Annotated in this window: 21 protein-coding genes and 1 pseudogene; 11 read left to right on the top strand and 11 right to left on the bottom strand. The window is 61.2% G+C overall.

What is annotated here, in order from left to right; all coding sequences use genetic code 11:
• Positions 1 to 121 precede the first annotated feature (121 nt).
• Positions 122 to 388, top strand: coding sequence for an usg protein (locus GR138_RS00540; protein ID WP_069058520.1), 267 nt, complete (start codon positions 122 to 124; stop codon positions 386 to 388).
• Positions 389 to 403: 15 nt separating this feature from the next.
• Here the strand turns inward: GR138_RS00540 and GR138_RS00545 are convergent, their stop codons facing one another.
• Positions 404 to 1132: a DUF2270 domain-containing protein gene (locus GR138_RS00545; RefSeq protein WP_160856670.1), complete on the bottom strand. Its 729-nt coding sequence runs from the start codon at positions 1130 to 1132 to the stop codon at positions 404 to 406.
• Between the two features lie 93 nt (positions 1133 to 1225).
• Between GR138_RS00545 and GR138_RS00550 the strand changes: the two genes are divergently transcribed.
• Positions 1226 to 2041, top strand: coding sequence for a class I SAM-dependent methyltransferase (locus GR138_RS00550; RefSeq protein WP_160856671.1), 816 nt, complete (start codon positions 1226 to 1228; stop codon positions 2039 to 2041).
• An 18-nt stretch (positions 2042 to 2059) separates the two neighbouring features.
• Here the strand turns inward: GR138_RS00550 and GR138_RS00555 are convergent, their stop codons facing one another.
• Entirely contained in the window at positions 2060 to 3595 is a 1536-nt protein-coding gene (locus GR138_RS00555) for a sensor histidine kinase (RefSeq protein ID WP_160856672.1), read from the bottom strand.
• Between the two features lie 168 nt (positions 3596 to 3763).
• Here GR138_RS00555 and GR138_RS00560 point away from each other — a divergent pair, with 168 nt between their 5' ends.
• From GR138_RS00560 to GR138_RS00570, 3 genes are all read left to right on the top strand, one after another.
• Positions 3764 to 4330, top strand: coding sequence for a thermonuclease family protein (locus GR138_RS00560; RefSeq protein WP_160856673.1), 567 nt, complete (start codon positions 3764 to 3766; stop codon positions 4328 to 4330).
• A gap of 12 nt (positions 4331 to 4342) precedes the next feature.
• Entirely contained in the window at positions 4343 to 4981 is a 639-nt protein-coding gene (locus tag GR138_RS00565) for a uracil-DNA glycosylase family protein (protein ID WP_160856674.1), read from the top strand.
• 66 nt (positions 4982 to 5047) lie between these two features.
• Positions 5048 to 5536, top strand: coding sequence for an Lrp/AsnC family transcriptional regulator (locus GR138_RS00570; protein WP_160856675.1), 489 nt, complete (start codon positions 5048 to 5050; stop codon positions 5534 to 5536).
• Here GR138_RS00570 and GR138_RS00575 read toward each other — a convergent pair whose 3' ends face one another.
• From GR138_RS00575 to cobT, 4 genes are all read right to left on the bottom strand, one after another.
• Positions 5537 to 6223 carry a DNA alkylation repair protein gene (locus tag GR138_RS00575; RefSeq protein WP_160856676.1) on the bottom strand — a complete coding sequence of 229 codons (687 nt, stop codon included), beginning with the start codon at positions 6221 to 6223 and terminating at the stop codon, positions 5537 to 5539.
• Positions 6220 to 7110 carry an NAD(P)-dependent oxidoreductase gene (locus tag GR138_RS00580; protein ID WP_338091035.1) on the bottom strand — a complete coding sequence of 297 codons (891 nt, stop codon included), beginning with the start codon at positions 7108 to 7110 and terminating at the stop codon, positions 6220 to 6222. Before GR138_RS00580 ends, GR138_RS00575 begins: the two co-directional genes overlap by 4 nt.
• Before the next feature lie 85 nt (positions 7111 to 7195).
• Positions 7196 to 7573: a diacylglycerol kinase gene (locus tag GR138_RS00585; RefSeq protein ID WP_160856678.1), complete on the bottom strand. Its 378-nt coding sequence runs from the start codon at positions 7571 to 7573 to the stop codon at positions 7196 to 7198.
• Between the two features lie 101 nt (positions 7574 to 7674).
• On the bottom strand, positions 7675 to 8691 hold the full coding sequence (gene cobT / locus GR138_RS00590) for a nicotinate-nucleotide--dimethylbenzimidazole phosphoribosyltransferase (RefSeq protein ID WP_160856679.1): 1017 nt from the start codon (positions 8689 to 8691) through the stop codon (positions 7675 to 7677).
• A gap of 137 nt (positions 8692 to 8828) precedes the next feature.
• On the opposite strand from cobT, the gene GR138_RS00595 reads away from it, so the two are divergent.
• From GR138_RS00595 to GR138_RS00605, 3 genes are read left to right on the top strand one after another with little or no spacing between them, the layout of a single operon-like run.
• Positions 8829 to 9611 (top strand): adenosylcobinamide-GDP ribazoletransferase, encoded by a 783-nt coding sequence (locus GR138_RS00595; protein ID WP_160856680.1) that lies wholly within the window; start codon positions 8829 to 8831, stop codon positions 9609 to 9611.
• Between the two features lie 37 nt (positions 9612 to 9648).
• A complete protein-coding gene (locus GR138_RS00600; RefSeq protein WP_160856681.1) occupies positions 9649 to 9870 on the top strand; it encodes a DUF1289 domain-containing protein in 222 nt (73 codons plus the stop codon).
• Complete coding sequence (locus GR138_RS00605) at positions 9867 to 10565, top strand: retropepsin-like aspartic protease family protein (RefSeq protein WP_160856682.1); 699 nt, start codon at positions 9867 to 9869, stop codon at positions 10563 to 10565. The genes GR138_RS00600 and GR138_RS00605 overlap by 4 nt, the downstream gene beginning before the upstream one ends.
• A 3-nt stretch (positions 10566 to 10568) precedes the next feature.
• On the opposite strand, the gene GR138_RS00610 is transcribed toward GR138_RS00605, so the two are convergent.
• The 3 genes and pseudogenes from GR138_RS00610 to GR138_RS00620 all read right to left on the bottom strand — a co-directional run bounded on the left by GR138_RS00610 (position 10569) and on the right by GR138_RS00620 (position 13467).
• Entirely contained in the window at positions 10569 to 11144 is a 576-nt protein-coding gene (locus GR138_RS00610; protein WP_202402489.1) for a J domain-containing protein, read from the bottom strand.
• Between the two features lie 210 nt (positions 11145 to 11354).
• Positions 11355 to 12437 carry a tRNA dihydrouridine(20/20a) synthase DusA gene (gene dusA, locus GR138_RS00615; protein WP_246200236.1) on the bottom strand — a complete coding sequence of 361 codons (1083 nt, stop codon included), beginning with the start codon at positions 12435 to 12437 and terminating at the stop codon, positions 11355 to 11357.
• A gap of 86 nt (positions 12438 to 12523) precedes the next feature.
• Positions 12524 to 13467, bottom strand: a pseudogene (locus GR138_RS00620) (IS630 family transposase).
• Between the two features lie 236 nt (positions 13468 to 13703).
• Between GR138_RS00620 and GR138_RS00625 the strand changes: the two are divergent.
• Positions 13704 to 13925: a pyocin activator PrtN family protein gene (locus tag GR138_RS00625; RefSeq protein WP_420853608.1), complete on the top strand. Its 222-nt coding sequence runs from the start codon at positions 13704 to 13706 to the stop codon at positions 13923 to 13925.
• Between the two features lie 10 nt (positions 13926 to 13935).
• Here GR138_RS00625 and GR138_RS00630 read toward each other — a convergent pair whose 3' ends face one another.
• A complete protein-coding gene (locus GR138_RS00630; protein ID WP_160856685.1) occupies positions 13936 to 14157 on the bottom strand; it encodes a hypothetical protein in 222 nt (73 codons plus the stop codon).
• A gap of 28 nt (positions 14158 to 14185) precedes the next feature.
• Positions 14186 to 15400, bottom strand: coding sequence for a S8/S53 family peptidase (locus GR138_RS00635; protein ID WP_160856686.1), 1215 nt, complete (start codon positions 15398 to 15400; stop codon positions 14186 to 14188).
• 46 nt (positions 15401 to 15446) lie between these two features.
• Between GR138_RS00635 and GR138_RS00640 the strand changes: the two genes are divergently transcribed.
• A complete protein-coding gene (locus GR138_RS00640; protein WP_160856687.1) occupies positions 15447 to 15803 on the top strand; it encodes a hypothetical protein in 357 nt (118 codons plus the stop codon).
• A gap of 378 nt (positions 15804 to 16181) precedes the next feature.
• Entirely contained in the window at positions 16182 to 16712 is a 531-nt protein-coding gene (locus GR138_RS00645; RefSeq protein ID WP_160856688.1) for a gamma carbonic anhydrase family protein, read from the top strand.

The following is a 16712-nucleotide window of genomic DNA, read 5'->3' on the forward strand; positions in this document are numbered from 1 at the left end:
GAGTGCTGCCAACTATCTGATTTCACGCAAATATTGTTACAGCGGATCAGAAGTTAACGTTTCATTCACCCTGCGAGCGCTCAATTATAGGGACCATCATTCACCACGCAATGAGGTCGCTATGACAAACGACATGGCAATGCAGCTCAAGGGCTACGGCGTCACCACAGCCCAGATCCTCTATCGCATGCCGGATCATCAACAGTTCCTGCAAGCCTATATCTGGCAGCACTACGATCTCGCCCCGGACTTCCCGGAGATGAAGAGTTTCCTGAAATTCTGGCAGGAGAAGCTGGACGGCCCGATCCACTCGGTGCGCTACGTCCACCGCCGGCTGATCTCGGCGACGGAATGGCGGGCACTCAAGGGCGAGTTCATCCTCAACTGACGGGAAGCGCCATGGCTACACGTGAACCGAGCCGTGCGCCAACTCGGTATCGGACATGTCCACCTTGAGGGAAAAGTAGGCGACGGCGGCATAGAAAACCGCCAGAAAGCCGAGCACAAAGCCACCAGGGATGGGCCCGAGCGCCGCTTTGGCGACCACATGCTCGAAGGCAAGCGCGATGTCCTTGCCCGTTCCCGTCTGACCTTGCATCGTCGACGACGAGATTTTCAGCCCCCAGGCAAGCAGCAGGATGAGATACATCCAGCAGTAATTCCGTCGCAGCCGCCGACAGGCCGCGTCACGGTAGCTGATCAGGAACTCCGGCTTGCGCAGACTTTTGGCGATCGGCGCTGCCCAATCGTCGGCAAGCTGCCCGCGAGGATTGAGGATTTCGGCAAAATAGAACCGCTCGAGCTGCCGCACCCGCGCCCGGTAGACATCGAAGAAACGATAGCGCCGCGCCTCGATCATCAACAGCAATGTCACCAGCAGCATCGCGAAAAGCAGCACGCCGTGATGCGAAGTCGGTGTCGACAACGAAACGGACAGCAGCGCCGCCACCACGGTGATTGCCCAGTTCGTCGTGCGGTCGATCCGGTCACGCCAGCCGGCCATGCGACCGAGCTCGCCACGATAGTAGTGCACCATCGTGTTGATCGTCTCCATCGGCGTCGCCGGCAGGGCGGGACTACCGCTCCGTCTGCCATCTACGGACAACGGCAGTGGGGACATATCGCCAGGCATGTCATTCCTCCGAAAGGTCTTTTTGGTCTTGCGAGGATCATGCGCCTCTTTCGGCGATTGATAAACGGCTATTTGCGGCCTATGAGACGCCCCATGACCAAGATCGACGAAGATGCGCTCGCGGAAGCCTATAACCGCGCCCTTTCGCTGGAAAAATCCGGCGATTTCGATGCTGCCGCCAAGGCCTATGCCGAAGTGCTGGCGCTCGATCCCGAGGACCATGGCGGCGCTGCCGTGCGCCTTGCCTCGATGGGCCGCGGCGAGACGCCGGAAAAGGCGCCGGACGCCTATGTCACCACCCTCTTCGACCAGCACGCCGAGGTTTTCGACAACGTGCTCGTCGACCAGCTCGGCTATTGCGTGCCGCTGCTCGTGCGCCAACGGTTCCAAGCGCTCGGCATGGGTCCGTTCAAGCGCGTGCTCGATCTGGGTTGCGGCACCGGGCTGACCGGCGGCGCGCTGCGCGACATGGCCGACGACATCACCGGCGTCGACCTCTCGGAAAACATGGTCGAGATCGCGCACGAAAAGGATCTGTACGAGACCCTTTACGTCGCCGAGGCTGTCGATTTCCTCGACGACAACGATGACGAGCCTTTCGACGTCATCACCGCGACGGACGTCCTGCCCTATCTCGGCGCGCTCGAACCGCTGTTCTTCGGCGCTGCAGAAAATCTCGTGGCCGGCGGTCACTTCATTTTCTCCTCCGAAACGCTTCCGGAAGAAACCTTTGCCAGCCGCCCCTTCATGGTCGGCCCGCACCAGCGCTTCGCCCATGCCGCCGATTATGTCAGGCAGCGCCTCGCCGAGACCGGCTTCGACATCGTCGAGATCACCGACATCACCGTGCGCATGGAAGAAGGCGAGCCGATCGCCGGCCACCTGGTTCTGGCGAAATATCGCGGCTGAGGACCAAACCGGTCGCGCTCAGGCGAAGCTTTTCTTGCGGGGCGCGACGGCCGGCGTGTCGCTGACGGCAGGTAGGCTCTGGAGCACGCGCTTGGCCGGCAGGATGGCGATCGCCTCGGTACCCTCGCGCAGCTTGGATTTCAGGATGAATTCGCCATTGTGCTTGGCAAGAATGGCCTGAACGATCGGCAGGCCAAGGCCGGTGCCCTGCTCGGCGCTCTTGATGGCGATGGAGCCCTGACCGAAGGCGGAAAGCACGATGGGGATTTCCTCTTCGGGAATGCCCGGGCCGTTGTCCTTGATCGAGACGTATTGGCCGCCACCGGCGGTCCACCCCGCCTTGACGATGATTTCGCCCCCCTGGGAGGTGAACTTCACGGCATTCGACAAAAGGTTCAGAATGACCTGGCGCAGCGCTTTCTCATCCGCCCAGACCGCCGGCATGCCGGCTTCGACCTGCTCGGCAATGGTGATGTTCTTGGCCCGGGCGCGCAACTGCACCATGCCGATGCAGTCTTCCGCAATATCCACCAGATGCACAGAGTCCTCGGAAAGGTCGTATTTGCCCGCCTCGATGCGCGACAGGTCGAGAATCTCGTTGATAAGGTTCAGCAGGTGCTGCCCGGAGCGGTGGATGTCGGACGTATATTCCTTGTAGACGGGATTGTTGAGCGGCCCGAGCACCTCGGTCGACATGACCTCGGAAAAGCCGAGAATGGCGTTCAGCGGCGTGCGCAGTTCATGCGACATGGAGGCCAGGAAGCGGGACTTGGCGAGGTTCGCCTCCTCCGCCCGGCGGCGCGCCTCATCCGACATTGATTTTGCCACTTCCAGTTCGGCGATCAGGTCATCCTTTTCCGACTGGGAGGAAAGCAGTTGTGCGCTGGTGTGGCGCAGACGATGCGTCATGAACACCAGGAAAACCATGGCCGACGCGATGATCCCGACCGTGCCGATGGTCGCCGAATCCGGACGCAGCGCCGCCGAGATACTGAGGGCGACAATGGTCGGCGTGAAGGCATAGAGAACCGCATGGCGCAGCATGAGCGTGCTCATGGCCGTCGCCGCAAGCGCGACAAGCAGCGCTGTTCCCTTGTAGAAATCAAACGTCACGCCGCCGCACTGACCGCAGGACTGCAAGGCGAAGGCCGCCCAGGCAAATCCCATGAAAACCTGCGCGATGAGGAAGCGCCGCTGCCAGCGGCGAACGGTTTCCGCGGTAATTTCCCGCCCACGCGCGCGCCGCGCGACGATCATGCCCAGCGCATGCATGCTCAAGGCCAGCACCGCCCAGGCGATGAGGCCGATTTCCCCGGTCAGGTAGATCCCGCCGGCTGCAATCAGCACAACGACAATGGGCACAGCAAGTGCGCTCTGCACGGTAGAAGCGATGTGGAGTTGCAGCATCTCGCGCTCGAAGCCCGGAGACAGGCCCGTCGCCGTCTGCAACCGTTCACGAGTCGCGCGGACAGCCCGCGAAACAGCCTTGTTTCGGTGGCTACGCGACTTGTCGACGATGATCTTGTCGGTCGATGTGCTGACGCCGGTACTCATCACAAATGCAACTGTTGCGGACAGCGTTGAATTCTAGGCTGGAATCCTTAAGAAGATGCTGCCGCGCATAAACCATTTGCGAACCATTCCGACATTTTCCGTAACGTGAACTCGGAAGCGTTCCGGCATATGACGGACATCAAGACTCTGGTTTAAGGAACGGGTTGCATGGGGCTTTCCAGGCGGGCGCGCGATCTCGGCGTCGCGGTGGCGATTCTGGCGCTGACGGCGCTGGTCGTGGCACGCGTCAGCGGCGAAAGCGGCGAGACGATAACCGGTACGGCACGGGCAGCGGACGGTGACACGCTGACACTCGACGGCCACCGCATTCGTCTTGTCGGCATGGACACGCCGGAAATGATGCAGATCTGCAAGCGTGACGGCGAGGATTGGCGATGCGGCGTCGCCGCGCGGTCCCGGCTTGCGGAGTTCCTGCGGGCGGGCGCCGTGACCTGCCGGACCCAGGGGACCGACAAATACAATCGCTGGCTGGCGCGCTGCGAAACCACTGATGGCGACCTCGGCGCGCGCATGGTGCGGGAGGGCCTGGCCGTCGCCTATGGCGGTTACGAGGGCGAGGAGCAGTTCGCCAAGGCCGAACGCAAGGGGCTGTGGGGAACGGAGTTCGACATGCCGCAGCAATGGCGCCGGATGAATGGCCGCCCGCAGGAAGAGGCACACCAGGCGGAACCCGGTATTCTCGGCGGCGTTCTGGCGACATTCGGCCTGAACTGAACGGACGGCGCGATGGATGACGAAAGACCAGCCCGAGACGTGGCGGCGCTGCGCGCGGCGATCGGCGCTTGTCGGCTCTGTCGCGACGCTCCGGCAAAGCCGGGCGATTTCCTGCCGCACGAGCCGCGCCCCGTCACCGTCATTTCCGAGGACGCCCGCATTCTCATCGCCGGGCAGGCGCCCGGACTGCGCGTGCACGAGAGCGGCCTGCCGTTCAACGATGCCTCCGGCGACCGGTTGCGGACCTGGCTCGGCGTGCCGCGCGAGGCATTCTACGATCCGGCGAAGTTTGCGATCGTGCCGATGGGTTTCTGCTTTCCCGGCTACGACGCGCACGGCAGCGACCTGCCGCCCCGGCGGGAATGTGCGCCGCTCTGGCGCGCCGAGGTGATTGCGGCCATGCCGCAGGTCGAACTGGTGCTGGCAATCGGCCAATATGCGCAGGCCTGGCATCTCGGTGCGGCAAAGGCCGCGAGCATGACGGAAACGGTCCGCGACTGGCGCTGGCATCTGGGTCGCAACGAGAAACCCGCCGTCCTGCCGCTACCGCACCCAAGCTGGCGGAATACCGGTTGGCTGAAGCGCAATCCCTGGTTCGAGGCCGATGTTCTGCCGGAATTGCGAAAGCGGGTGAAAACCCTTACGGAATGAAATGACATTCTTTCAATTTACCGATATCCCGGTATATGAGGGAATTAAATTTCACTGGAGAAGACAATGGATCGTCTGGACCGCAAAATTCTGCGCCTCTTGCAGGAAGATTCCACGCTCGCGGTGGCCGACCTCGCCAAGAAGGTCGGACTCTCCACCACGCCCTGCTGGCGGCGCATCCAGAAGATGGAAGAGGATGGCGTCATCCGCAAGCGCGTTGCGCTGCTCGATCCCGCCAAGATCAACACCAAGGTCACCGTCTTCGTCTCGATCCGCACCAATTCGCATTCCACGGAATGGCTGAAGCGTTTCTCCGAAGTCATCGTCGAGTTCCCGGAAGTCGTCGAGTTCTATCGCATGAGCGGTGACGTGGATTATCTCCTGCGCGTCGTCGTGCCTGATATCGCCGCCTACGACGCCTTCTACAAGCGCATGATCGCCCGCATCGAGATTCGCGACGTTTCCTCGGCCTTTGCGATGGAGCAGATCAAGTACACGACCGAACTGCCGCTCGACTACATGACGGTCGACAACCAGAAGAACGGCGACGACTGATCAGCGGCTGATCCGGGCGAGTGTGTTTTCCGCCGTCAGTTCGCGCACACAATCCTTGCCGTTCCACCGTTCCGTGCGATCGGCGCTTGCGGCAAGTTTTTGCGCAAGCGCCAGCGCCGGCCCATGGCAGGCGCGGCTTCGCTTGCCGATGCTCCTCAACGACCAATTGACCGCCTTCTTCACGAAATTGCGCGGGTCGGTGGCGTGGCTTTCGATGAGGCCGAGCCAGGCGATGACCGTCACGCCCGGCTCCTGCTTGAGATGAACGGCCGCGCCGGCAATCATGGCAAAGGCGGCGCGGCGCACGAATTCCCGCTCATCGGCGGCAAATTCCTCGACAAGAGTGAGAAGCCCGGCCTCGACAAACAAATCGGCGGCGGCATCGACGATTTCCCAGGATGCGAAATCCCCGGCCAGGCGGCGAGCTTCAACTGCCGTCAGCCTCGTGGGCTCCATGGTGAAGAGCGCCAGCAGACGGGCTTCCCGGATGCCGCTGTCCCACAGGGCAAAGGCGCGGACATGGTCCTTTCCGGCCGCCCGCGCGATTTTCCGCAAAACGGGATTGGAAATGCCGAGTGCCGCGTCGGTCACGATGCCATAGCGGGCAATCCCCTCAAGGCTCTCCTCGGACCGCAGCGTGTGCAGGTGGTCAATCAGATCGGCGGTCGAGGCGCGCTTGCCGATCATTTTTTCCCGAGCCGGGCAAGCAGCGAGGACGTGTCCCAGCGATTGCCGCCCATTTCCTGCACATCGGCGTAGAACTGGTCGATGAGGGCGGTGACCGGGAGCTTTGCGCCGTTGCGGCGGGCTTCCGACAGAACGATATCGAGATCCTTGCGCATCCAGTCGACGGCGAAGCCAAAATCGTATTTGCCGGCGATCATCGTCTTGTGGCGGTTGTCCATCTGCCAGGACCCGGCAGCACCCTTCGAAATGACCTCGATGACCGCTTCCATGTCCAGCCCGGCCTTCGTGCCGAAATGAATCGCTTCGGCCAGGCCCTGCACGACGCCGGCCACGCAGATCTGGTTGACCATCTTGGCAAGCTGGCCCGCGCCCGTCGATCCCATCAGGCCGACCATGCGTGCATAGGCTTCCATGACCGGCTTCGCCGTCTCAAAACTCTCCGCATCGCCGCCGCACATGATGGTGAGCACGCCATTCTCCGCGCCCGCCTGGCCGCCCGAGACGGGTGCGTCGACGAAGCCGAAACCCTTGTTTCTGGCGGCGGCGTCGAGTTCGCGGGCGACTTCGGCCGAGGCTGTGGTGTGATCGACGAGGATTGCGCCGGGCTTCATGCCATCCAGCACACCGTCCGCGGCGATCGTGACGGAGCGCAGGTCGTCGTCGTTCCCGACGCAGGTGAAGACGAGATCGACGCCGTTTGCCGCCTCGGCGGGCGTGCGAAACGCCGTGCCGCCGAATTCAGCAGCCCACTTTTCCGCCTTGGCGAAGGTGCGGTTGTACACCGACACCTCGTGGCCGCCCTTGACCTTCAGGTGGCCTGCCATGGGATAGCCCATGACGCCGAGACCGATGAACGCAACCTTTGCCATGCCGTAACCTCCTGCAATCTTTGGCAGGAGGTTTAGCGGATGATCGGTTTTGGTGAAAGTGTTTCTCGCTCAGCGGATAGAAAGGTGGAAAAATCCGACCGTATCAAACGAACTGGGAAATCAGCACATAACCGGCATAGACGGCGTTCGAGATGATCAGACAAAACACGGCGAAGGAGCCGAGATCCTTTGAGTGCTTGCCCATTTCGGAAATCTCCGGCGAGACGCGGTCGACGATCTCCTCGATTGCCGTATTGAGCGCCTCGAAGGCGACCATCAGCAGGAAGAGGATCGCCATCGCCACATATTGAAAGAAGGATGCCCCGACGACGGTGAACAGCACCATCGCCACACCAAAGGCAATCAACTCATGCCGAAAGGCCGATTCGCTCAGCAGCCGGCGCGCACCAGCTGCCGAATAGGTTGCCGCCGCGATCAGGTGGCTGAAGCCTGTCTTTTTCTCGATTGGTGCCTGACCCATTCCAAAATCCTGATTCTGCCGCGCCCATAAAACATGCCCGCATGACGGGAATGTCTTGGGTCTCCAATTCACACCCTTTGGGGCTTTTTGCCGACCGCCCTCTAGGAACGGTTGCTGACACCCGCCTGAACGAAGGTCGCCATGCCGGAATGGCAGGCCGCGGCCGCCTTGACGATGCCGGCGGCCAGCGCCGCACCCGTGCCCTCGCCAAGACGCATGCCGAGCGCCAGAAGCGGCGTCTTGCCGAGCTTCTCGATCGCCTTCATATGCGCCGGCTCCGCCGAGACGTGCCCGATGAGGCAATGGTCCAGTGCAGATGGATTGGCGGCGCGAAGGACCGCGCCGGCAACCGTTGCGACATAGCCATCGAGGACGACCGGGATCTTCTGCATGCGTGCGGCAAGGATTGCCCCCGCCATGGCGGCGACCTCGCGTCCGCCGAGACGGCGCAGCACTTCAAGCGGATCGGACAGATGGGCGCGGTGCAGGTCGACCGCCTTCTTCACGGCCGCGATCTTGCGCTGCAGGACCTCGCCTTCCGAGCCGGTGCCGGGACCGACCCACTCTTCCGCCGTGCCGCCATAGAGCGCAAGGTTGATCGCGGCGGCAATCGTCGTGTTGCCGATGCCCATTTCGCCGATGCACAGCAGGTCTGTCCCGCCGGCGACGGCCTCCATGCCGAAGGCCATGGTGGCCGCGCAGTCGCGCTCGGAAAGGGCGGCTTCCTCGGTGATGTCGGCAGTCGGATAGTCGAGCGCGAGGTCGAAGACCTTGAGGCCGAGATCATGCGTCACGCAGATCTGGTTGATCGCCGCGCCGCCGGCCGCGAAATTCTCGACCATCTGCGCCGTGACCGATGACGGATAAGGCGTGATGCCCTGCTTGGTGACGCCGTGGTTGCCGGCAAAGATGGCGACGAGCGGACGGGTCACGGCCGGCGGACGGCCGGTCCAGGCGGCAAGCCAGAAGGCGATTTCCTCGAGACGGCCAAGCGCACCCGGCGGCTTCGTCAGTTGTGCATCGCGTTCGCGCGCAGCCACGAGTGCTGCCGAATCCGGGCCGGGCAGATTGCGCAACAATTCACGAAAATCATCGAACGGCAGGCCGCTGGCACTCATCTTGGGGAATTCCTTGCTTGGGGCTTTCAAAGGCCGGTGTTTGGTGTCTCCTAATAGAGGCAGGGCGCGAATCCGACAACCGCATTTGCGGCGACCTTCATCGCCTTTTGCGCCTTAACAGCAGGGGCTCCTTCAACGTGACCATCCAGGACTATATCGACGACGTCGCCCGCTCGGTCGCCTTCCTGTCGCGCGTGCCGGTGCCGCAGCGCCACTTCATAGGCCATGACGGGCGGCTTTCGCGCGCCGTGCGCGCCTTTCCGGTCGCCGGCGTGCTGATCGTGCTGCCCGCAGCCGCCCTTGCGGCTGTCCTTTCTGCACTCGGCGCCCCGCCGCTTCTCAACGCCTTCGCCACGCTCGCCCTGCAGGTGCTGATCACCGGCGCGCTGCACGAGGACGGCCTATCCGACAGCGCCGACGGCATCGGCGGTGGGAAGGACCGGGAAAGCGCGCTCGCCATCATGAAGGACAGCCGGATCGGCTCCTACGGTGCGGTCGCGCTCATCCTGTCCTTCGGGCTGCGTGCTGCGGCGACAGCAGCACTCGCCACCGTCCTCACGCCCTCCGGCCTCGGCATGGCCCTGCTCGCCGTCGCTGCTGCCAGCCGCACGGCGATGGTCTGGCACTGGTCTCTACTGCCGCCCGCGCGCCGCGACGGCGTCGCCGCCTCAGTCGGCGAGCCCGACAGCAGCGCCACCATCACCGCGCTGGCGAGCGGCATGCTGATCGCCACGCTGCTGCTCTTGCCACATGGCACGGTGCTTTCCCTGGTCTTGATACTTGCCGCAGCCGCCCTCTCCGTCCTCGCGTTCAACCGTATCGCGATGCGCAAGATCGGCGGGCACACCGGCGACACGATCGGGGCAACGCAGCAGCTCGCGGAAATGTCAGTGCTGTTCGCCCTTGCCTTGGCGCTCTGAGCTGCCGATATAGGAGAAAACGTCCGCTGGAGCCGCGATGGAATCGCCCTGTATTCTCGTCTGTTCGATCGACATGGTGACCGGCTACTGTTTCGGCTGCGGTCGCACCCGCGACGAGATCGGCGCCTGGACGCTCTACACCTCCGAACAGCGCCGCGTGATCATGGCCGAACTGCCCGCCCGCCTTGACACCGTCGAACGCAAGCCGCGGCGCGAGACCCGCCGCACGCGCATGGCGCGGGAGCGCGGCGAAGCATGAGGCTCTACGTTCTTCTCGGCATCCTCGCCATCGGCCTTGCCCTGTTGATCCTGAACCATGACGGCGGGCGCACGATGGGCATGGACAACAACGATTTCGGCCGCCTCGTCACACTTTCGGCGATCGCCACGATGATGGCGGCCGGTGTGCTCGCCGGCAGGCGGCAGTTCGGCGAGAGCGTGCGTCAGGCCGGTATCTGGCTGCTGCTCATCCTCGTGCTGGTCACAGGCTATCTCTATCGTTTCGATTTGCAGGATTTCGGCAATCGTCTGACCGCCGGCCTCATTCCCGGCCGTGCGGTCGTCACGACAAGCGCCAGCGGCGAACAAATCCTGGTGATCAACAAGGGTATTTCCGGCCATTTCGAGACGGATGTGACGATCGACGGCACGCCGATCCGCATGATGGTCGATACCGGCGCCAGCTCCGTCGTGCTCTCCTATGAAGACGCGATGCGTCTCGGCATCAACCCGGACAATCTGGTCTTCTCCATCGACGTTTCCACCGCCAACGGGCGTGCGCGCGCCGCCCCCGTGACGCTCAGGGAAGTCGTGATCGGCCCCATTATGCGCGGCGCCATCCGCGGCATGGTCACCGAAGAGGGCCGTCTCGACCAGAGCCTGCTCGGCATGAGTTTTCTGGAAACGCTCGGGTCGATCGAAATCACGCGGGATGAGCTGCGGCTGAAGGACTGAGCCTTACTCCGCCGCCTCGCCCTTGATCACTTCCACAGCAGCGGCAAGCTCGTAGGAATAGCCTTCCAGCATGGCATAGGCCTGCTCGATGACCGCAATCTGGCCCTCAGCATTGCGGATCGCCTCCGCGATGGACTGCGAGCGGGCGCGCAGCATGGAGCCCAGAAAATCCGTGCCGGCCTTGCGGCCCAGGCGGTCGATGTGCTGGCGCACGCGATTGCGGTGGCGCTCCAGTTCGAGGATGTGGAACCGGCTTTTGACGATGTCGTCGGAGAGTTTTCGCCGCATCGCCGCCAGCGGATCGAAGGAACCGGGTTCACGCTCGTCGAGAATGACATCATTGACCAGCGGCTCGAGCAGCATCAGGCCCTTGAGGTCGCGTGGATCGGCAAGCTGCGGATCGAAACCGGTATCGTCAAAGACCTTGCGACGAATGGGATCGCGCAGAAGGTCGTAGCAGGTCTGAAGGCGGGCGAACTGGTCCGCATCGCCCCCCGAATCGGGGTGCATGCCCTTGGCGGCCCTGCGGTAGGCAGCCTTCACCGCGTTATCGTTGGCATCGCGCTCTATTCCGAGCATGGCGTAGGGATCGATCACGCGGTCACCTGTCCGTCTTTGTCATTTTCACGCAAGTCGCGGCAAGCAAAACCGTTGCGCGCTGTTGTCGGCCTTGCCATTTCGAGTTTACACCTAGCCCCGCCCCGCCACGCCATCAAGGGCGAAGCAGGCGAAGTTTCCAACTCGGAGAGGACGAAATTGTGGTCGCCGCGCGGCGATGCACAGAAAGCACTACTCCGCCGCCGTAGCCGCCGGCTCCCGAACGGAAAGCACCGCCGCAAAGGCCGCCTCGATTACCTCCGGCCCCGCTCCCGGCTTCGTCGCATCCGTCGACAAGATCTGGCGGTAGCGGCGCACACCCGGAAATCCCTGGAACAGGCCGACCATGTGGCGGGTCACATGCGCCACCCGTCCGCCCCGCGCCAAAACGCCGGCAGCATATACCATCATCGCGTCGCGAACACGCTCCCAATAGTCGATGGGAAAGCCCTGTGGAGAAACTGCTGCTCCGGAAGAAGCCCATGTTTCCTGCGAAAGTGGGTGCGGGAAAAGATCGTCGACGCCCGTCAGCACACCGCTATCCTGATAGGCCGCCCGTCCGAGCATGGCGCCATCGAGACCGTCGATTTCCTGCACAGCCTGACTCAATGTGTGAAGCCCACCGTTGAGACCGATGAAAAGATTCGGGTTTTCCGCCTTCAGCCGGCGCACCAGCCCGTAGTCGAGCGGCGGGATGTCCCGGTTTTCCTTCGGTGACAAACCTTGCAGCCAGGCCTTTCGCGCATGGACCCAGACGGCATCCGTGCCGGCGGCCGTGATGCGCGCGACGAGATCACGCAGCGCCACCTCGGGATCCTGGTCGTCGACGCCGATGCGGCACTTGACCGTCACCGGAATGGCAACCGCCGCCTTCATCGCCGCCACGCAATCGGCCACAAGCTGCGGCTCGCGCATCAGGCAGGCGCCAAACGTGCCGGATTGCACACGGTCGGAGGGGCAGCCGACATTGAGGTTGATTTCGGCGTATCCGAACCCCTCGCCGATCCGCGCCGCCTCCGCGAGCTTCCGCGGATCATTGCCGCCAAGCTGCAGCGCCACGGGATGCTCCACGGCATCGAAACCGAGCAGCCGGTCCGTGTTGCCGCGCAGAATGGCATCGGCAACGATCATTTCCGTGAAGAGCAGCGCGTTCTTCGTCATCTGCCGCGCGAACACGCGGTAGTGCCGGTCCGACCAGTCGATCATCGGGGCGGTGGCGAAAATCTTCGCCCCCGAGCGCACGGCCTGCTGGTAGAATGTGCCTGTAGTCGTCATGATCGGCCTCATACTCCATACACGGCAGAAAAACCACCCTTCGGCCTTTTCGACACCTGGCGGGCGGATGCTAGAGCACGTCCAGTTTAATCCGATTCATATCCTGCTGCCCTGAAGTAGTTTGCGCATTCGGCGGCGGTGAAGAGCTCAACGACGGAACTGACGCCGCTCCAGAGGGCGGATATGTTTCGTTCAGCCCTTGCCCGCATCAACGCCTTGAGCTTTGCGAATGCGTTTTCGATGAGATTAAAGTCGGGACGGTAAGGTGGCAGGTAGCGCAGGCTCGCGCCTGCCGCTTCGATGGCGTCGCGCATACCGGTGGCCTTGTGGGCGGGCAGATTATCCATGATGACGACGTCGCCGTGCGCAAGAGACGGAGCCAACACCTGCTCGACATAGGCGCGGAACACGTTGCCGTTCATTGCACTGTCGTAGACGAACGGCGCGGTCATGCCGGTCAGTCTGAGTGCGCCGGTGAAGGTGGTGGTTTTCCAGTGGCCGTGCAGCACACCGGCCCGACAGCGCTCACCGCAGGGCGCACGACCGCGCAAGCGCACCATCTTGGTCGACAGGTCGGTCTCATAAATAAAGACAAACTTGGCCGGATCGAGATCGGGTTGGCTGTCGAACCAGGCGCGACGGCGCTTCAGGATATCGGGGCGGTCCTCCTCCAGTGCATGTGCGGAGTTTTTTTGAACGTCCACCCGTGCCCGCTAAGCCAGTCGCTCAAGGCGCTTCAGCCGATGCGCATAGAGCGTTACGTATCGAGGCGCTCGACCATCTCGTTTAACATGATGTCCGGGTAAACTTCAATCATCCTGACGATGAAGTCTGCATGGCCGTCGAGGCGGGAGCCGCGACGACGCCCTTGGGCGCGCGGCGTCAGTTCGCCGATCTTCGCCCGTGCTATCCAGCGGATCGCACTCGGTATTCCAACGCCAAATCGGGCTGCCGCCTGCCGAGGCGATACCCCTTCACCCGTCGCTTTCAAGACACGCAACCGCAAATCTTCGCCGAGTGCTCTAGCCATAACCAACCTCCGTCAAAGCGGATGCTAAAGCAACAATGAGCCAGCGCGTCACATCTCAATCGATTCATCGATACCCGAACGGGCTCTAGAGTGGCGCCGGACGCGAACGTCATCGGCAAGGTGATCCTGGGCGATGATGTCGGCATCTGGGTTCGGCGCGACGCTGCGCGGCGACAACGAGCCGATCAATCCCGCACTGCCCGGAAGGCTAACAAATGAACACTGCATTTTTACTTATGGCCCAGTATGAAGGTTGGGCAATCGTGCCCTTGGAGGTGGTTCGCGCGGATTACTTCCCACATTTAACCACGGCAAAATTCCTAAGGAAGATTGCTTGCGCCGAAATCAAACTGCCGGTTGTCAGAATAGAGCTAGGCCAAAAATCTGCACGCGGTATATACCTGCAAGACCTCGCGGATTACTTGGGTCACGACGGGAAGCCGCTAAGCGCGAACTGATGCAGATGTCTTAGAACGCCTGTGCAGCCAGCTTCTCGGAGAATACACAAACATGACCTAGCCGATCACGCAAAACAACCAACTGTTCGCGAGTGACCTCGATGTTTGCAAACTGACCGGCGCCGAAGATTTTCAAGACTTTCGCGCGATCAGCATATTCCGCCAAGAGCTTCCCGACATTGTCAATGCTGTCGTCTGCCAACGCGCTCTTCAGGCTAACAGTGACAATCATAGCGATTCCAATCTCAATTCTAGTACCATCATACTGCATCACCACCTTTAAGGGTAGGTAAACCACACCCTTGCCGCAGAGGGTGAAGCCCTAGGTCGATGCATAGATTCCGGAACAGGTCCGTAGCGTAGAGCCATCGCGCCACACCGAAGACGTGTCGGTATGCCCGATCTTTGGCCAACGCGCAAGCCAACACCGCTGCGGCGATGGGTGAAGCAAAAGATGTCCCCTCGTACTCAATAACAGCATCGCCCTCTTCAAACTGAAGAAAAAGCCCTATTCCGGGCCCCACAGCGTCGAGTCCTTCGCCGGAACACGTCGATACGCAATGAAAATACCTCTCGGGTGAATCTGGCGGTGATATCCCACCTTCTTCATCTTCTGCAGCGAGTCTGCTCTTACCGAACCTGCTGTTTTCAGGTGCTACTCCGTCCAATCCCACCGCGCCAACGCCGACAACATCTGGTAGGCATGCCGGTGAGGCAGGTCGCTTATTTGAGTGGTTTCCAACAGCGGCAAACACCACCACCCCTTTGGATGCCGCGTATTGAACTTTATCTTCTATAACGTCGTAAGGCGTGCCGGCATCATCAATGCTCTTGCGGTAAGCTCCGCCGGAAATATTCACGATATCAACTTGATGGTGCTTCACCAGAGTGAGAATTGCGGCGCCGATTTTCGTGTAGTCCCACTGCGTTGGATCATCATCCTCAGAAACATCAACGAGAATAATCTCAGAGCCCGTCGCGACACCCTCCTGCCATATCTCCTGCCCCCTTTCGCCAACAAACCGGCAAACGCGGTGACCATGTGAAGCGGTTGGTAAGCTGCTCGGGTCAAGACGATTTCCATCAACGTCAAATACCTGCACATGCCCCAGGGTTCCGCTTGGCGCAAAAGCCAGGTCAATCACTCCGATCCGGACACCCATGCCGGCTTTGGGCTCCGACGTATCTCGGCCAATCACCTTTCTCCACCAAAGGAACGCATCAGGGACTGTGATCGAATTGAGCAGATGCGGCTTTTTATCTTCCCTCGGATTGGTGATGCCCAGATTCCAATGGCCTTGGAACGATCGAATGAGTGCGTAATTGGGCAACATACCGCTGATGGATGCAATTTCGAAACACCCATAATCATCACCAAACAGCGATGTTCGTGTATCTTCACCGTCGATGACGAAATGATACTCCGCGGCCCCCTTCACCGGTCTACCTAGTTCATCGACACAAATAAGTTGCATTCCTTGATTCCTTCGATTTTATTAAAAGAAAGCTAGAGGGCGAATAATGCAACTGTCAATCGAGCAAATAGATGCACTGCAAGGCCTTGGTTCCGAGCTGGAAAATGCTGGTTGGGAACCACGAATTCCGCTCGCCGAAGGTTTCGAAACTGGCTCGGCTGATCCTAACAAGAACCGGGTGCGCATCGCTCTTGTTTATCTCAGAGAGATCCACACCCGTATACATCCGGTCATCTGCGACGGAACGCAGTGCAGGCAAGAGATCCAGAGCAGCGCAGACGTCATTGCCACGATCGCGGATTCAATTCAGGCATTGGGTGGTTTTCCCGTGCCGACCTATACAATAGCGAAGACGATCGTGATGTACGGTGCGGCCCGGTATTGCAAACTGGTCCCCCAGTGACCACGAGTTTTCCTTAGCTGATGGTGGTCGATGCCTGCCCTCGAAGAAGGGCGGATGCTAGCATGGCAATGTGAGCCGAAATTCTCAATTGTTGATATCACCAAGCATAACGTTGTACTCAGCGGCACAACATAACAATTAAAACACCATTATCTATCGGAAATTATTATCAATTTTCGATCTTTGGCGTAGTCGATCATCGGGGCGGCGGCGAAAATCTTCGCCCCCGAGCGCACGGCCTGCTGGTAGAATGTGCCTGTATTCGTCATGATCGGCCTCATACTCCATACACGGCAGAAAAACCACCCTTCGGCCTTTTCGACACCTGGCGGGCGGATGCTAGAGTGGTGCCGAGGAATCAAACCACCGGAGGATCCCATGCCGCTCTACGCCCTTGACGACCGGACGCCCACGCTGCCCGCGGCGGATCGCTACTGGGTGGCGCCGGACGCAAACGTCATCGGCAAGGTGATCCTCGGCGAGGATGTCGGCATCTGGTTCGGCGCAACATTGCGCGGCGACAATGAGCCGATCATCATCGGCGCGCGCACGAATATCCAGGAAGGGGTCGTCGTGCACACGGATCCCGCAAAGCCGGTCGTCATCGGCGAAGACTGCACGATCGGCCACCGCGCCATCATCCATGGCTGCACCATCGGCAACAACTCCCTGATCGGCATGGGCGCAACCGTGCTGAATGGCGCCGTGATCGGCAACAACTGCCTCGTCGGCGCCAATGCACTGGTAACGGAAGGCAAGGTTTTTCCGGACAATTCGCTGATCGTCGGCTCGCCCGCCAAGGTTGCCCGCACGCTGGACGACGCCGCCATCGAAGGCCTGAAACGTTCGGCAGCAAGCTACGTCCGCAACTGGCAGCGCTTCAAGAAGGGGCTGAAGCTGATCGGCTGA

It is taken from the genome of Shinella kummerowiae, assembly GCF_009827055.1.
GTDB lineage: Bacteria > Pseudomonadota > Alphaproteobacteria > Rhizobiales > Rhizobiaceae > Shinella > Shinella kummerowiae.

Bases quoted from the DNA above. Each gene is read 5' to 3' on its own strand.
- GR138_RS00630 (WP_160856685.1), bottom strand. From the start codon at position 14,157: ATGATTGTCACTGTTAGCCTGAAGAGCGCGTTGGCAGACGACAGCATT.
- GR138_RS00555 (WP_160856672.1), bottom strand. From the start codon at position 3,595: ATGAGTACCGGCGTCAGCACATCGACCGACAAGATCATCGTCGACAAG.
- GR138_RS00625 (WP_420853608.1), top strand. From the start codon at position 13,704: ATGGCCCAGTATGAAGGTTGGGCAATCGTGCCCTTGGAGGTGGTTCGC.
- GR138_RS00610 (WP_202402489.1), bottom strand. From the start codon at position 11,144: ATGCTCGGAATAGAGCGCGATGCCAACGATAACGCGGTGAAGGCTGCC.
- GR138_RS00635 (WP_160856686.1), bottom strand. From the start codon at position 15,400: ATGCAACTTATTTGTGTCGATGAACTAGGTAGACCGGTGAAGGGGGCC.
- GR138_RS00560 (WP_160856673.1), top strand. From the start codon at position 3,764: ATGGGGCTTTCCAGGCGGGCGCGCGATCTCGGCGTCGCGGTGGCGATT.
- GR138_RS00585 (WP_160856678.1), bottom strand. From the start codon at position 7,573: ATGGGTCAGGCACCAATCGAGAAAAAGACAGGCTTCAGCCACCTGATC.
- GR138_RS00600 (WP_160856681.1), top strand. From the start codon at position 9,649: ATGGAATCGCCCTGTATTCTCGTCTGTTCGATCGACATGGTGACCGGC.
- GR138_RS00570 (WP_160856675.1), top strand. From the start codon at position 5,048: ATGGATCGTCTGGACCGCAAAATTCTGCGCCTCTTGCAGGAAGATTCC.
- GR138_RS00640 (WP_160856687.1), top strand. From the start codon at position 15,447: ATGCAACTGTCAATCGAGCAAATAGATGCACTGCAAGGCCTTGGTTCC.
- dusA (WP_246200236.1), bottom strand. From the start codon at position 12,437: ATGACGACTACAGGCACATTCTACCAGCAGGCCGTGCGCTCGGGGGCG.
- GR138_RS00575 (WP_160856676.1), bottom strand. From the start codon at position 6,223: ATGATCGGCAAGCGCGCCTCGACCGCCGATCTGATTGACCACCTGCAC.
- GR138_RS00605 (WP_160856682.1), top strand. From the start codon at position 9,867: ATGAGGCTCTACGTTCTTCTCGGCATCCTCGCCATCGGCCTTGCCCTG.
- GR138_RS00540 (WP_069058520.1), top strand. From the start codon at position 122: ATGACAAACGACATGGCAATGCAGCTCAAGGGCTACGGCGTCACCACA.
- GR138_RS00565 (WP_160856674.1), top strand. From the start codon at position 4,343: ATGGATGACGAAAGACCAGCCCGAGACGTGGCGGCGCTGCGCGCGGCG.
- GR138_RS00550 (WP_160856671.1), top strand. From the start codon at position 1,226: ATGACCAAGATCGACGAAGATGCGCTCGCGGAAGCCTATAACCGCGCC.
- GR138_RS00545 (WP_160856670.1), bottom strand. From the start codon at position 1,132: ATGCCTGGCGATATGTCCCCACTGCCGTTGTCCGTAGATGGCAGACGG.
- cobT (WP_160856679.1), bottom strand. From the start codon at position 8,691: ATGAGTGCCAGCGGCCTGCCGTTCGATGATTTTCGTGAATTGTTGCGC.
- GR138_RS00645 (WP_160856688.1), top strand. From the start codon at position 16,182: ATGCCGCTCTACGCCCTTGACGACCGGACGCCCACGCTGCCCGCGGCG.